This is a genomic window from Streptomyces sp. NBC_00414 (assembly GCF_036038375.1).
Classification (GTDB): Bacteria; Actinomycetota; Actinomycetes; order Streptomycetales; family Streptomycetaceae; genus Streptomyces.
Genome location: NZ_CP107935.1, coordinates 5,919,391 through 5,932,371 on the forward strand (window position 1 = coordinate 5,919,391; position 12,981 = coordinate 5,932,371).

11 protein-coding genes are annotated in these 12,981 nt (G+C 71.6%); 8 read left to right on the forward strand and 3 right to left on the reverse strand.

The genetic code is table 11. From position 1 onward, the window contains the following. Positions 1-78: 78 nt before the first annotated feature. From mqnE to OHS59_RS25755, 4 genes are all read left to right on the forward strand, one after another. On the forward strand, positions 79-1,242 hold the full coding sequence (gene mqnE / locus OHS59_RS25740) for an aminofutalosine synthase MqnE (protein ID WP_328495757.1): 1,164 nt from the start codon (positions 79-81) through the stop codon (positions 1,240-1,242). Between the two features lie 169 nt (positions 1,243-1,411). Next, on the forward strand, positions 1,412-1,945 hold the full coding sequence (locus OHS59_RS25745; protein WP_328495758.1) for a GNAT family N-acetyltransferase: 534 nt from the start codon (positions 1,412-1,414) through the stop codon (positions 1,943-1,945). 140 nt (positions 1,946-2,085) lie between these two features. Further along, positions 2,086-2,406: a DUF4229 domain-containing protein gene (locus OHS59_RS25750; protein WP_328495759.1), complete on the forward strand. Its 321-nt coding sequence runs from the start codon at positions 2,086-2,088 to the stop codon at positions 2,404-2,406. 61 nt (positions 2,407-2,467) lie between these two features. After that, positions 2,468-3,145, forward strand: a complete 678-nt coding sequence (locus OHS59_RS25755) for a TetR/AcrR family transcriptional regulator (RefSeq protein ID WP_328495760.1) — start codon at positions 2,468-2,470, stop codon at positions 3,143-3,145. Between the two features lie 37 nt (positions 3,146-3,182). Here the strand turns inward: OHS59_RS25755 and OHS59_RS25760 are convergent, their stop codons facing one another. Then, positions 3,183-4,118, reverse strand: a complete 936-nt coding sequence (locus tag OHS59_RS25760; protein ID WP_328495761.1) for a MaoC/PaaZ C-terminal domain-containing protein — start codon at positions 4,116-4,118, stop codon at positions 3,183-3,185. 290 nt (positions 4,119-4,408) lie between these two features. Beyond that, complete coding sequence (locus OHS59_RS25765) at positions 4,409-5,743, reverse strand: 3-oxoacyl-ACP reductase (RefSeq protein WP_328495762.1); 1,335 nt, start codon at positions 5,741-5,743, stop codon at positions 4,409-4,411. A 144-nt stretch (positions 5,744-5,887) separates the two neighbouring features. Here OHS59_RS25765 and OHS59_RS25770 point away from each other — a divergent pair, with 144 nt between their 5' ends. Together OHS59_RS25770 and OHS59_RS25775 are read left to right on the forward strand one after the other, a co-directional pair. Continuing rightward, entirely contained in the window at positions 5,888-7,255 is a 1,368-nt protein-coding gene (locus OHS59_RS25770; protein ID WP_328495763.1) for an acetyl-CoA C-acetyltransferase, read from the forward strand. 193 nt (positions 7,256-7,448) lie between these two features. Beyond that, positions 7,449-9,365 carry an AMP-dependent synthetase/ligase gene (locus tag OHS59_RS25775; RefSeq protein ID WP_328495764.1) on the forward strand — a complete coding sequence of 639 codons (1,917 nt, stop codon included), beginning with the start codon at positions 7,449-7,451 and terminating at the stop codon, positions 9,363-9,365. A 138-nt stretch (positions 9,366-9,503) separates the two neighbouring features. On the opposite strand, the gene OHS59_RS25780 is transcribed toward OHS59_RS25775, so the two are convergent. Continuing rightward, positions 9,504-9,707: a cold-shock protein gene (locus OHS59_RS25780; RefSeq protein WP_016645643.1), complete on the reverse strand. Its 204-nt coding sequence runs from the start codon at positions 9,705-9,707 to the stop codon at positions 9,504-9,506. Positions 9,708-10,078: 371 nt separating this feature from the next. Here OHS59_RS25780 and OHS59_RS25785 point away from each other — a divergent pair, with 371 nt between their 5' ends. Both OHS59_RS25785 and OHS59_RS25790 read left to right on the forward strand, forming a co-directional pair. Then, entirely contained in the window at positions 10,079-10,960 is an 882-nt protein-coding gene (locus OHS59_RS25785) for a menaquinone biosynthetic enzyme MqnA/MqnD family protein (protein WP_328495765.1), read from the forward strand. 143 nt (positions 10,961-11,103) lie between these two features. Continuing rightward, on the forward strand, positions 11,104-12,975 hold the full coding sequence (locus tag OHS59_RS25790) for a serine/threonine-protein kinase (protein WP_328495766.1): 1,872 nt from the start codon (positions 11,104-11,106) through the stop codon (positions 12,973-12,975). Positions 12,976-12,981 lie beyond the last annotated feature (6 nt).

Sequence of the window (12,981 nt, forward strand, 5' to 3'; positions counted from 1 at the left end):
GCGGGAGTACGGTTGGCAGAGCTTGTCGCAGGTCACGCACGTGACGTAGTCACGCAGGTCACAGGGAGAGGTACACGCATGGACGTCGGGCTCAAGCGCGAGCTGGAGGACAAGGTCCGGGCCGGTGAGCGGCTGACCCGCGAGGACGGCATCGCGCTCTACGAGTCGGACGACCTGGCCTGGCTGGGCGGGCTCGCCCACGAGGTGCGTACCCGTAAGAACGGTGACGTCGTCCACTTCAACGTCAACCGCCACCTCAACATGACGAACGTGTGCACCGCGTCGTGCGCCTACTGCTCGTTCCAGCGGAAGCCGGGCGAGAAGGACGCGTACACGATGCGCATCGAGGAGGCGGTGAAGCTCGCCAAGGCGATGGAGGGCGAGAACCTCACCGAGCTGCACATCGTCAACGGGCTCCACCCCAACCTGCCGTGGCGCTACTACCCGCGCTCGCTCAGCGAACTGAAAAAGGCCCTCCCGAACGTCTCCCTGAAGGCCTTCACGGCCACGGAGATCCACCACTTCGAGACGATCTCCGGGCTCAGCGCCTCCGAGATCCTCGACGAGCTGATCGACGCGGGTCTCGAATCCCTGACCGGCGGCGGCGCGGAGATCTTCGACTGGGAGGTCCGGCAGCACATCGTCGACCACCGCACCCACTGGGAGGACTGGTCGCGCATCCACCGCCTCGCGCACGAGAAGGGTCTGAAGACCCCGTGCACGATGCTGTACGGGCACATCGAGGAGCCCCGCCACCGGGTCGACCACGTGCTGCGGCTGCGTGAGCTGCAGGACGAGACCGGCGGTTTCCAGGTCTTCATCCCGCTGCGCTACCAGCACGACTTCGTGGACATGAAGGACGGCAAGGTCCGCAACCGCCTCCAGGCGCGTACGCAGATGGCGACCGGCGCGGAAGCGCTGAAGACCTTCGCGGTCTCCCGGCTGCTCTTCGACAACGTGCCGCACGTCAAGGTCTTCTGGGTCATGCACGGCGTCCAGACGGCCCAGCTAGCCCTTCAGCACGGTGCGGACGACATGGACGGCTCGGTCGTCGAGTACAAGATCACGCACGACGCCGACAACTACGGCACGCCGAACAAGCTGACCCGCGAGGATCTGCTCGACCTGATCCGCGACGCGGGGTTCCGGCCGGTCGAGCGGAACACCCGGTACGAGATCATCCGTGAGTACGAGCCCGCCCCCGCGGACCGGCGGGAGACTCCCCAGCCGATGCGGCTCTGACTCTCAGGGCCTCCGGCCCCTGGGTACCCAGGGGCGCGGGGAACTGCGCACCGGGGGCGAGGGGGCGGAGCCCCCATGTGGTGACGGGACGGGCAGGGGCGGCGGGGGCGAGGAAAAGCGTCTCAGGAGCCACTTGAGTCACGGCCGGGGTAATGACTAGCCTGGCCGCATGGCCCTTACGTTCGAGCTCGACCCCTCCGTCGACTTCGCCCTCCGTGACGGAATACTCGACCTCTGGGCCGACGTCTCCAACGCGGGCGGCTCCGTCGGCTTCGTACCCCCCGTCGCACGCGAAACGGTACGACCGGAACTCGTCAGACACTTCGTCGCGATGGCCGAGGGCCGCACCCGCCTCCTGATCGGCCGCGACGAGGACGGATCCGTCGCGGCGACCGCCTTCCTCACCCACAACACCCACCGCCTGATGACGCACTGGCTGTGGCTCTACACGGTGATGGTGCACCCGAGGCACCAGGGCATGGGCTACGGCCGCGACCTGCTCGAAGCCGCCGCCGACGCCGCCCGCGGCTTCGAGGGCATAGAGGCGATACGGCTCACCTGCCGCGGCGGCGAGGGCCTGGAGCGTTTCTACGGCTCGTGCGGTTACAAGGAGGTCGGCCGCGTACCGGACGCGATCAGGGTGGCGCCGGGCGACGAACGGGACGACATCACGATGCTGCTGTCGCTGGGTCGCGTCCACTAGAGAGCCGTCCGGAGGGGCCTTCAGGAGAAGTTGCCCGTCCGCCCCCGGAGGGCCCCGCACCCCCCTGCAAGATCGCGGCACGCCCGTGCTTCACTGGACGGTGCCCTTTGGGAAGTTCGGAACGGGAAGAGTGGATTGAGATGCTCCGCTACACACTGATGCGCCTAGGGATCCTCGCGGGCTGCCTCGTGGTCGTCTGGGGCCTCGTCTACTCCGGTGTCGCCCCGCGCGGCCTCGGCGACTCGAACGGCATGTGGATCATCATGCTCTCCCTGGTGATCTCGGCGCCCATCAGCTTCGTGGTCCTGCGCAAGGAGCGCGACCGCGCCTCGGTGCGGATCGTCGAGCGCGTCGACCGTATGAAGTCCAACCTGGAGGCCAACCGCAACCAGGAGGACGAGGCGGTGGACTCGGTGTCGACCGAGGTGTCGGGCGTCCAGGGCCGGACCTCCACCTCCTGAGGGCGACGGCGGGCCGCACTCACCCCCTGTGCAACCGCCGGCAGAACATACTCTTTCCTGTATGGGTGCAGTGAAGAGCAAGCGGATGCCCCGTGCCGTGCGCGAACAGCAGATGCTGGACGCCGCCGTACGGACCTTCGGACAGCGGGGCTACCGGGCCGCGTCGATGGACGAGATCGCCGATCTGGCGGGCGTGTCCAAGCCGTTGGTCTATCTGTACCTGAACTCCAAGGAAGACCTCTTCACCGCGTGCATCCGGCGTGAGGCGGCCGCCCTGACCGCGGCCGTACGTGCCGGAGTCCGGCCGGACCTGCCCGCCGACCGCCAACTCTGGGAAGGCCTGCGGGCGTTCTTCACCCACACCGCGCAGAACCCGGACGGCTGGGCGGTGCTGCACCTCCAGGCCCGTACGCACGGGGAGCCCTTCGCCGCCGAGATCACCGCGATGCGCGAGGAGATCGTGGCGTTCGTCACCCAGCTGATCGTGGTCGCGGCGCGGGAGGCCCACCGGGACCCCTCACTGCCCGAGCGCGAGGTCGCGGGTCTCGCGGAGGCCCTCGTCGGCGCCGCCGAGTCCCTCGCCGCCTGGGCCAACGCCACCCCCGGGGTCTCCGCCCGGCAGGCCGCCGCGACCATGATGAACTTCGCCTGGGCGGGCCTGGGCGACCTGATGGAGGGGCAGCGCTGGGTGGAGGCGCCCGGGATCGCGGAAACCGCGGAAACCGCGGCGACTGCCTGAGACCCCCGGCCGCCCAGACGTCCTGCCACTGCCCCGGTCAGAGCAACGGCAGGACCTCCCCGGTCAGATGCGGCCGGCCGCCACCGGCGCCGCGCAGTTCGAAACGGCCGCCCCTCGCCCCGTACGCCACCGTCCCGGGCAGCAGCACCGGCGCCTTGAACTCCGCCCGTACCTGGGCCGCTTGGGGTGCCCCGTGCTCGGCGAGGCAGCGTGCCACGGTCCACATGCCGTGGGCGACGGCCCGGGGGAAGCCGAACAGCCGGGCGGTGAGGGGGTACAGGTGGATCGGATTGCGGTCCCCGGACGCGGCCCCGTACCGCCGCCCGACGTCCTCCGCGAGACGCCACTCGGCGAGGACGGGCAGCGGTTTGCGCCCCGCCGCCGCGGCCTGCCCGCGAAGCCGCCCCGCGACGGCCTGCTCGGCGACGCTTGCCGCCCGCCCGTCGGCGTCCTCCGTCGTCGTGGTGCCGTGCCGCGCCAGATACGTGCTGCGTGACTCCCACACGAGTTCCCCGGCCGCCCGCACCTCGGTCACGACGGCGGCCTCGGTGCCGCGTCGGTGCGGGGCCAGGCCATCGACGTACACCGTGAGTTCGTACTCACCGGTGGCCGTCAGCGACCTGTGCCGAGTGATCCCGATGGACGTGTGCACCAGGCCGAGCAGCGGCAGCGGGAACGCCCGCCCGCTCATCAGCCGCATGGCCGCCGGGAAGCCGAGCACATGCGGATAGGTCAGGGGCAGCTCGTCCGCCCCCACCCCGAATCCGCAGGCCCGCTCGTACGCGGCGAGCCTGCCCAGGTCGATCCGGACGCCGGGGAGGACCAGGCGGGTACGGGGTGCGGTGACTCCCGGCCGTGGCCGCTTGAACGGTGAGAGGACCGCTCCCCGGGCGAGCATGGGCCAAAGGGACGGCGAACGACCAAGGGTGCGGGTACGGGTCCGACCGCTCACGCCATCCACCAGCTCACCCATCTCCAACTCTCCTCTTCCATCACAGGGACGCGCTTGGGGCCTGCTGCCGGGTGCGGGCCGGTCGTGGCTGATCGCGCCGTTCCCCGCGCCCCCAAGAGACGAAAGGATTGCGCCGTTCCCCGCGCCCCTAAAGGCGAAAGGATTGCGCCGTTCCCCGCGCCCCTAAAGGCGAAAGGATTGCGCCGTTCCCCGCGCCCCTGGAGGCGACGGGCCGTGTCCTTCAGGGGCGCGGCCAGCCGTCACGCGCCCGCACCGCAAGCAGCAGATCCAGCCCGCCCCGAGCGGAGCGCTCACGCGCCTAGCAGGCTCTGCCCGCACACCCGTACGACCTGCCCGTTGACCGCGCCGGACCCCGGATTCGCGAACCACGCCGTCGTCTCGGCGACATCCACCGGCAGCCCGCCCTGCGCGAGCGAGTTCATGCGCCGCCCCGCCTCGCGGATGAACAGCGGTACCGCGGCCGTCATCCGGGTCTCGATGAAACCGGGGGCCACGGCGTTCACCGTCACCCCGTACTCCGAGAGCGCCCGCGGCCCGAGGGACCGTACGAGCCCGATGATCCCCGCCTTGGAGGCGGCGTAGTTCGTCTGGCCGGCGTTGCCCGCGATCCCGGCGATGGACGCGGTCGCCACGACGCGCCCGCCCGGGCGCAGCGTGCCGCCGGTCAGGAGCGCGTCGGTCGTGCGCAGCACACTCGCGAGGTTGACGTCGAGCACCGAACTCCAGCGCTCCGCGGGCATGTTGACCAGCCGGCGGTCCCGGGTGATCCCCGCGTTGTGGACCAGGACGTCCAGTCCCTCCGGCAGCGCGTCGGCGATGCGCGCGCCCGCGTCGGCCGCCGTGATGTCCAGCGGAAGGGCGACACCGCCGAGCCGTCCGGCGACCGCGGCCAGGTCGGCCCCGGCGGCGGGCACGTCCAGGCACACCACCCGCGCCCCGTCCCGCGCCAGCGTCGTCGCGACGGACTCGCCGATCCCGCGAGCGGCCCCGGTGACCAGGGCGGTCCGCCCGGCGAGGGGCTTGCCCCAGTCCGCGGGAGCGGCCGTCTCGCCGTCGCCGACCTCGATCACCTGCCCGCTGACGTACGCCGACTGGGGCGAGAGCAGGAAACGGAACGTCGACTCGGCGGCGCGCGCGTCCGTGAGCCGTACGAGATTCACGGTCCTGCCCCGCCCGATCTCCTTGCCGAGGGACCGTACGAACCCTTCGAGGCTCTGCTGCACGGCGGCCCGGTGGTGGTCGGCGGGGTCGAGGGGCGAGCCGAGCACCACGATCCGGCCGCTCGCGGCGACCGACCGTACGACGGGGTGGAGTGCCGCGTGGACCTCGGCGAGCGTGTCGACGTCACGGACACCGGTGGCGTCGAGGACGACGGCGACCGGGTCCTCCGCGCCCAGGTCCAGTGCCGAACTGGCCAGGACGAGGTCCAGGTCCAGCCCCGCGAGGGCCAGGCGGGGCGCCAGATCGAGGTCGGACCTGCCCGCCGTGAGGTGCAGCAACCGGCCCTGCAGTGTGGGCTGTTCGGGGCTCCACCGCCGTAGCCGCGCCGGCTGGGGCAGACCGAGGCGCCGGGTCAGGAAGCGGCCGGGCGCGGTACCGGTGAGGCTCAGATAGCGGTCGGCCATGGTCCAGCTCCCAGCTCGGTCGGACGCTCGTTCGGATGTGCTCGGGCGGGCTCGGGCGCACGCTCGCGCCGGCATCCACCCCGTGCTTACTCTGGAGTAAGGTTACCGGAGGTAAGCCTACGTCACCGTGAGGAGCAGGTCGAGATGAGCCCCGTCGAACCCAGCCACGCGCCCGGCCCTCTCCATGCCTCGGGACCCCTCCGCGCCCCCGTACCCCTCCACACCCTCGTGCCCCTCAACGCGCCGGAACCGCGCCCCGTCGCCGTCATCGGCGGCACCCGCATCCCCTTCGCCCGCTCCGACGGCCCGTACGCCACCGCCTCGAACCAGGAGATGCTGACCGCGGCCCTCGACGGCCTCGTGGACCGCTTCGGGCTCGAAGAGCCGGGCGCGGTGGGGGAGTTGGTGGCCGGAGCCGTCCTCAAGCACAGCCGCGACTTCAACCTCGCGCGCGAGACGGTGCTCGGCTCGCGGCTGGACGCCCGCACCCCCGCGTACGACATCCAGCAGGCCTGCGGCACCGGCCTCCAGGCCGTCGTCGCGGCGGCCAACAAGATCACCCTCGGGCAGACCGAGTCCGCCGTCGCGGGCGGCGCGGACACGGCCAGCGACGCCCCGCTCGGCGTCAACGACCGGCTGCGGCGCATCCTGTTGGAGACCCGGCGCGCGAGATCGGCGGGCGCCCGGCTGAAGGCGCTCGCCCGGATCCGCCCCGGCCACCTCGTCCCGGAGATCCCGCGCAACGCCGAGCCGCGTACCGGCCTGTCGATGGGCGAGCACGCGGCGGTCACCGCCCGGACGTGGGCCGGCACCCGCGAGGCGCAGGACGAACTGGCCGCCGCGAGTCACCAGCGACTGGCCGCCGCCTACGAACGCGGCTTCTTCGAGGACCTGGTCGTCCCCTTCCGGGGCCTGGAACGGGACCAGAACCTCCGCCCCGGGTCGACGGTCGCCAAACTGGCTGCCCTGAAGCCCGTGTTCGGCGTGGACGGCCCCGACCCGACCATGACCGCGGGCAATTCGACGCCCCTGACCGACGGCGCGGCCACCGTGCTCCTCGCGAGCGAGGAGTGGGCGTCCGCGCGCGGCCTGACCCCGCTCGCGTATCTGACGGCGTACGAGACGGCGGCCGTCGACTTCGTGGCGGGGGACGTGGCCGGCGGGGAGGACGGGCTGCTCATGGCACCCGCCCACGCGGTCCCGCGCATGCTGGAGCGGGCCGGACTCGGCCTCGGTGACTTCGACTTCGTCGAGGTGCACGAGGCGTTCGCGTCCCAGGTGCTGGCCACGCTTGCGGCCTGGGAGAAGCAGGGCCTCGGCGAGGTGGACCGGGCCCGGCTCAACGTGGCGGGCTCCTCACTGGCGACCGGCCACCCCTTCGCGGCCACCGGGGCGCGGATCGTGGCGACCCTGGCGAAGCTGCTCGCCGAGCGGGAGAGTCCCGGCCGCGGACTGATCTCGATCTGCGTGGCGGGCGGCCAGGGCGTGACGGCGATCCTGGAACGCCCCTGAAGCATCACCCATGTTCAGCCGCGTTCGGCCATGTTCAGCGGCTCACCATGCCCATACGTTGGGCAAAAGATGAACAGCCGTCCGAACGCGCACCAACCTCTCACTCTTCCGCACACAAGCCCCCCAGTTTCCAGGGTGAACCTGCCCGTTCACGGGTCCGTAATGGGAGAAGTACGAGAGTAAGGAGCCGCCCGTGTCCCGCGATGCCTCTGCCCGCCCCCAGCCCGTCCTGCCCGAACCCGAGGTCAGGCGGCTGGACGGGGTCGTACGAGAGGTCTCGGTCCCGCCGCTGATCCTGCCCGTGACGCACGGCTCGCTCGCGGACATCCCCTTCGACAACGCGGACCAGGTGCCGGACGACGCGGTGCTCAGCCGCAAGGGCCCGGACGGCCGCTGGACGGATGTCACGGCGGCCGAGTTCGCCGACCAGGTGCTCGCGGTCGCCAAGGGGCTGATCGCGGAGGGCCTGATGCCGGGCGACCGGCTCGCGATCATGGCGCGTACGACGTACGAGTGGACGCTGCTGGACTTCGCCGCGTGGGCCGCAGGACTGGTGACCGTCCCCGTCTACCCGACCTCGTCCATCTTCCAGACGCGCTGGATCCTCCAGGACTCGGGCGCGGTGGCGATCGCCGTCGAGCACGTGTCGCAGGCCGCCGCGCTCGGCCCCGAACGCGACCGGCTGCCCGACGTCCAGCACATGTGGATCTTCGAGAAGGGGCACACGGACCGGCTGGCCGAGCTGGGTCGGGACGTCCCCGACCAGGAGGTCGCCGTACGCCGGGGAGTCCTCGGCCCCGACTCCCTCGCGACGGTCATGTACACCTCCGGCACCACGGGCCGGCCCAAGGGCTGCGCGCTGACCCACGGCAACTTCTTCGCCGAGGTCGACAACGCCGTCGAACTGCTCCACCCCGTCTTCAAGTCCACCTTCAAGGAACCGGCGTCCACGCTCCTCTACCTCCCCCTCTCGCACGTCTTCGGCCGGATGGTCGCCGTCGCCTGCATGCGCGCCCGGGTGCGCCTGGGCCACGCGCCGAGCATCCGTACGGAGGAGCTGCTGGTCGACCTCGCGGGGTTCGCCCCGACCTTCCTGCTGGCCATCCCGTACGTGCTGGAGAAGGTCTACAACACCGGCCGCGCGACCGCCGAGAAGATGGGCCGGGCGGCCTCCTTCGACCGGGCCGCCCGGGTGGCCCGCGGCTACGGGGAGGCGCTGGAGGCCCAGCAGCACGGCACGGGTTCGGGGCCGGGCGCGAAACTCAGGGCGGCCCGCGCCCTGTACGACCCCCTCGTCTACCGCCGCATCCGCGCGGCCCTCGGCGGCAAGGTCCGCCAGGTGGTCTGCGGCGGCTCCCCGCTAGGCCGCCGCCTCGCCTCCTTCTACGCCGGCGCAGGCATCCAGGTGTACGAGGGCTACGGCCTCACCGAGTCCACCGCCGCCGCGACCCTCACCTACCCGCACCGGCCCCGCCTCGGCACGGTCGGCTGGCCGCTGCCCGGCACCCGGGTGCGCGTAGCCCAGGACGGCGAGGTCCTGCTCAGCGGCAACCAGGTGTTCCGCGGCTACTGGGACCCGCAGGCGGGCGGAGTGGTCCCGGCCGCCCAGGACGGCTGGTTCGCCACCGGGGACATCGGCGAACTGGACGACGACGGCTACCTCACGATCACCGGCCGCAAGAAGGACATCCTGATCACCACCAGCGGCAAGAACGTCGCCCCGGCGCCGCTGGAGGACTGGCTGCGCGCCCATCCCCTCATCAACCAGTGCGTCGTGATCGGCGACAACCGCCCGTACGTCACCGCGCTGGTCACCCTGGACGCCGAGGGCATGGCCCACTGGTGCCGGATGACCGGCAAGGGCCAGGTCCCGGTCGCCACGCTGGCCGACGACCCCGGCCTGCTCGCCGTCCTCCAGCGGGCGGTCGACGACGCGAACCGCCTGGTCTCCCGCGCCGAATCGATCCGCCGCTTCACCGTCCTCCCCCTCAACTTCACGGAGACGGCCGGCCATCTGACCCCGACGATGAAGCTCCGCCGGGCGGTGGTGACCCGGGAGTTCGCCGGGGAGATCGAGAGCATGTACGACGGGGCGCTCGGCGAGGCGTAGCCCGGCGGGGGAGGGAGGCGCGGGGGCGCGGGGAAAAGGCAGGAGCCCCTCCACCTCGCGGTGTCGGGGCTCCTTGGGTCTTGCTTCTAGTTCCGGATCAGAGTGTCGGGCTCAGGGAGCCAGGACTCAGCCGAAGGATCAGGCGGGGGTGACGTTCTCCGCCTGCGGGCCCTTCGGACCCTGGGTCACGTCGAAGGTAACCGCCTGGTTCTCTTCGAGGGAGCGGAATCCGCTCGCGTTGATCGCGGAGTAGTGGACGAAGACGTCCGGGCCGCCGCCTTCCTGGGCGATGAAACCAAAGCCCTTTTCAGCGTTGAACCACTTCACGGTTCCGGTAGCCATAAGCCCTCCTTGGGCCCAAAGGGTTGCCCTGCTCCAGAACCTGCAAGGTGTAAACAAAAGCTTGTGAACAAAACCTTGTAAACAACTGCATTCGTCTGAAAACGACGAGAGCCCGCGGTCACATGCTCCGCAGGCTCTGTACTGCAAGGGAAACCAAACTGCAACTTGGGGATGAGCCTACCCAGGAGGGCAGCCGAAGGCAATAGAGGGCAAGATCACGTCACCCGGAAGTTTGGCGGGTCCGCCGGAGGGGCTGACGTAGCGGTATCACTCGGTGTCACAAGGGTTGACACGGGAGGCGGAGGCGGTTGCGCGATCCACTCGGGCACCCTGGATCCTGCACCGTACCGCATGGGGGCTAGCCTCACGATGTGGACAATTCTCCCGAGTCTCTTGAGGGGCGTCCCGACGCCCGCCGCTCCCGGCCGCGCGTCGGCCACATCCAGTTCCTGAACTGCCTGCCCCTCTACTGGGGGCTCGCCAGAACAGGCACGCTGCTCGACTTCGAGCTCACCAAGGACACCCCGGAGAAGCTCAGCGAGCAGCTCGTACGGGGCGATCTCGACATCGGGCCCATCACCCTCGTCGAGTTCCTCAAGCACGCCGACGAGCTGGTCGCCTTCCCCGACATCGCGGTCGGCTGCGACGGCCCGGTGATGTCCTGCGTGATCGTCTCCCAGGTCCCGCTGGACCAGCTGGACGGCGCCCGGGTCGCCCTCGGGTCGACCTCGCGCACGTCCGTACGCCTCGCGCAGCTTCTCCTGTCGGAGCGCTACGGCGTCGAGCCGTCCTACTACACCTGCCCGCCCGACCTGAGCCTGATGATGCAGGAGGCCGACGCGGCGGTGCTGATCGGTGACGCCGCACTGCGCGCCAACCTGCTGGACGGCCCGCGCTACGGCCTCCAGGTGCACGACCTCGGCGCCCTGTGGAAGGAGTGGACGGGCCTGCCCTTCGTCTTCGCGGTCTGGGCCGCCCGCCGCGACTACCTGGAGCGCGAACCGGTCCTCACCCGCAAGGTCCACGAGGCCTTCCTCGCCTCCCGCGACCTGTCCCTTGAGGAGGTCGGCAAGGTCGCCGAGCAGGCGGCCCGCTGGGAGGCCTTCGACGAGAGCGTCCTGGAGCGCTACTTCACGACGCTCGACTTCCGCTTCGGCGCACCGCAGCTGGAGGCGGTCACGGAGTTCGCGCGCCGCGTGGGACCCACGACCGGTTTCGCGGCGGACGTGAAGGTGGATCTGCTGGAGCCCTGAGGCCCGCGCCGGGAGGCGAGCGCCGAGGCCCCCGCGGAGGTCGGCACTACCCTGCTGGAGTGCGCGCGGGTCGTCCGGGGGACGACGCCGACAGGCGCACGGGATGGCGCGGGTCTGCGCGTATACGGGGGAGGTGCGGGGGTATGCGGCCGCTCGAAGTCGATGAACCCACTGTCGTGGGGCCCTACCGGCTGCTCGGCCGGCTCGGCTCCGGCGGGATGGGCCGCGTCTATCTGGGCCGCAGCGCGGGCGGCCGTACGGTCGCGGTCAAGATCGTGCACCCGCACTTCGCGCTCGACGAGGAGTTCCGTGCCCGGTTCCGCCGCGAGGTGGAGGCGGCCCGGCGGGTGGGCGGCGCGTACACCGCCCCCGTCCTCGACGCGGACCCGGACGCCCGTATCCCGTGGGTCGCGACCGGCTACGCCGCCGGCCCCACGCTGACCGCCGCGGTCACCGACTCAGGCACCCTCGCGGACCATTCCGTACGGGTCCTGGGCGCCGGTCTCGCCGAGGCGCTGACCGCGGTGCACGCGCTGGGACTGGTCCACCGCGACGTCAAGCCGTCGAACGTGCTGCTGACCCTCGACGGACCCCTGCTCATCGACTTCGGCATCGCCCGCGCGACCGACGGCACGGCGTCCCTCACCGCGACGGGCGTCTCCATCGGCTCGCCCGGCTACATGTCGCCCGAGCAGATCCTCGGCAAGGGCGTCACCGGCGCGGCCGACGTCTTCTCCCTGGGCGCGGTACTGGCGTACGCGGCAACGGGAACGTCCCCGTTCCCCGGCGACTCCTCGGCCGCCCTGCTCTACAAGGTGGTCCACGAGGAGCCCGAACTGGGCTCGCTGTCCGGCGAGTTGCGGGAGCTGGTGGCCGGGTGCCTCGCCAAGGACCCGTCGGCCCGCCCGTCCCCGGCGGCCCTCGCGACCGCGCTGGCCCCCGACGGCACGGCACGGCTGGTGGCGGCGGGATGGCTGCCGGGCCCGCTGGTGGAACAGGTCAGCCGCAGCGCGGTACGGCTGCTGAACCTGGAGGTGGCGGACGGGGCGGCGGAGGCGGCGCCGTCGGGGGTGGTGGGCTTCAGCAGTCCTTCGGTGGGGGAGGGGACATCGTCCGGGGCATCGTCGGGCGGGGCTTCCGGGACGGCCGAGGCCGGTGACGCGACCGGAGCCGGTGGCGGATTCCCGCCCGTGACGGGGGTGTTCGGCCCACCGGACCCGTCGTACGCGTCCTACTCACCCCACTCGCCGTACGCGAACCACGGGTCCGGTGGACCGCACACCCCCCGCCCCGGCACCCCCACCCACGTACCGGAACCGAGGGACGCCGACGGTCCCCTCGCTCCCGCTCCCGCTCCCGCCCCTGCTCCGGACCCGGCTCCGGCCGCCGGCAAGGTGTCCGTCAGTGTGGCCGCGACCTCCGTGCCGGGTGCCGACGGCCGTGGCCGCAAGCTGAGTTGCACGGTCGCCCTCGCCGTGGCGGGAGCGCTGGCGGCGGTGACGTTCGGCTCGGTGTTCGTGTTCGACCTGATGCCGGGAACCGGAACCGACTCGGACGACGGCAGCGACTCGGGGTCGGCTGGCCGGCCGCCCGCGACCAGCTCCGGACCCTCGGCCGGGAGCAGCGCCTCCCCCAGCCCCGGCCCCACCGGCGGTGAGGACAGCGCGGTGCCCGCGTCGTACCTCGGCACCTGGGAGGGCGACGGCTTCGCCCTCGACGGCAAGCTCCCCATGGGCACGTTCCGGGTCACGGTCCACCAGGCCGAGAAGGGCGAGCGGCTCGGCACCTTCCGCCAGACCGACCTCATCGGCGGCACCTGCGACACCGACCTCTTCCTCAAGAAGGTCACGGCCGACCGGCTGATCGCCACGAGCGTGGCCAAGCCGTCCACCACGTCCGAGTGCACGACGGGCCGCCACGAGGTCCGCCTCGTCCCGGTGGACGACGACCTCCGCTACGAGACGGACAACGCGGAGGCGGGGGATCCGGTGGCGCGGATGTCGAAGGTCGGGTAGCGGCGA

Coding starts and splice junctions, on each gene's coding strand:
- mqnE (WP_328495757.1), top strand. CDS start 79: ATGGACGTCGGGCTCAAGCGCGAGCTGGAGGACAAGGTCCGGGCCGGT.
- OHS59_RS25745 (WP_328495758.1), top strand. CDS start 1,412: ATGGCCCTTACGTTCGAGCTCGACCCCTCCGTCGACTTCGCCCTCCGT.
- OHS59_RS25750 (WP_328495759.1), top strand. CDS start 2,086: ATGCTCCGCTACACACTGATGCGCCTAGGGATCCTCGCGGGCTGCCTC.
- OHS59_RS25755 (WP_328495760.1), top strand. CDS start 2,468: ATGGGTGCAGTGAAGAGCAAGCGGATGCCCCGTGCCGTGCGCGAACAG.
- OHS59_RS25760 (WP_328495761.1), bottom strand. CDS start 4,118: ATGGGTGAGCTGGTGGATGGCGTGAGCGGTCGGACCCGTACCCGCACC.
- OHS59_RS25765 (WP_328495762.1), bottom strand. CDS start 5,743: ATGGCCGACCGCTATCTGAGCCTCACCGGTACCGCGCCCGGCCGCTTC.
- OHS59_RS25770 (WP_328495763.1), top strand. CDS start 5,888: ATGAGCCCCGTCGAACCCAGCCACGCGCCCGGCCCTCTCCATGCCTCG.
- OHS59_RS25780 (WP_016645643.1), bottom strand. CDS start 9,707: ATGGCTACCGGAACCGTGAAGTGGTTCAACGCTGAAAAGGGCTTTGGT.
- OHS59_RS25790 (WP_328495766.1), top strand. CDS start 11,104: ATGCGGCCGCTCGAAGTCGATGAACCCACTGTCGTGGGGCCCTACCGG.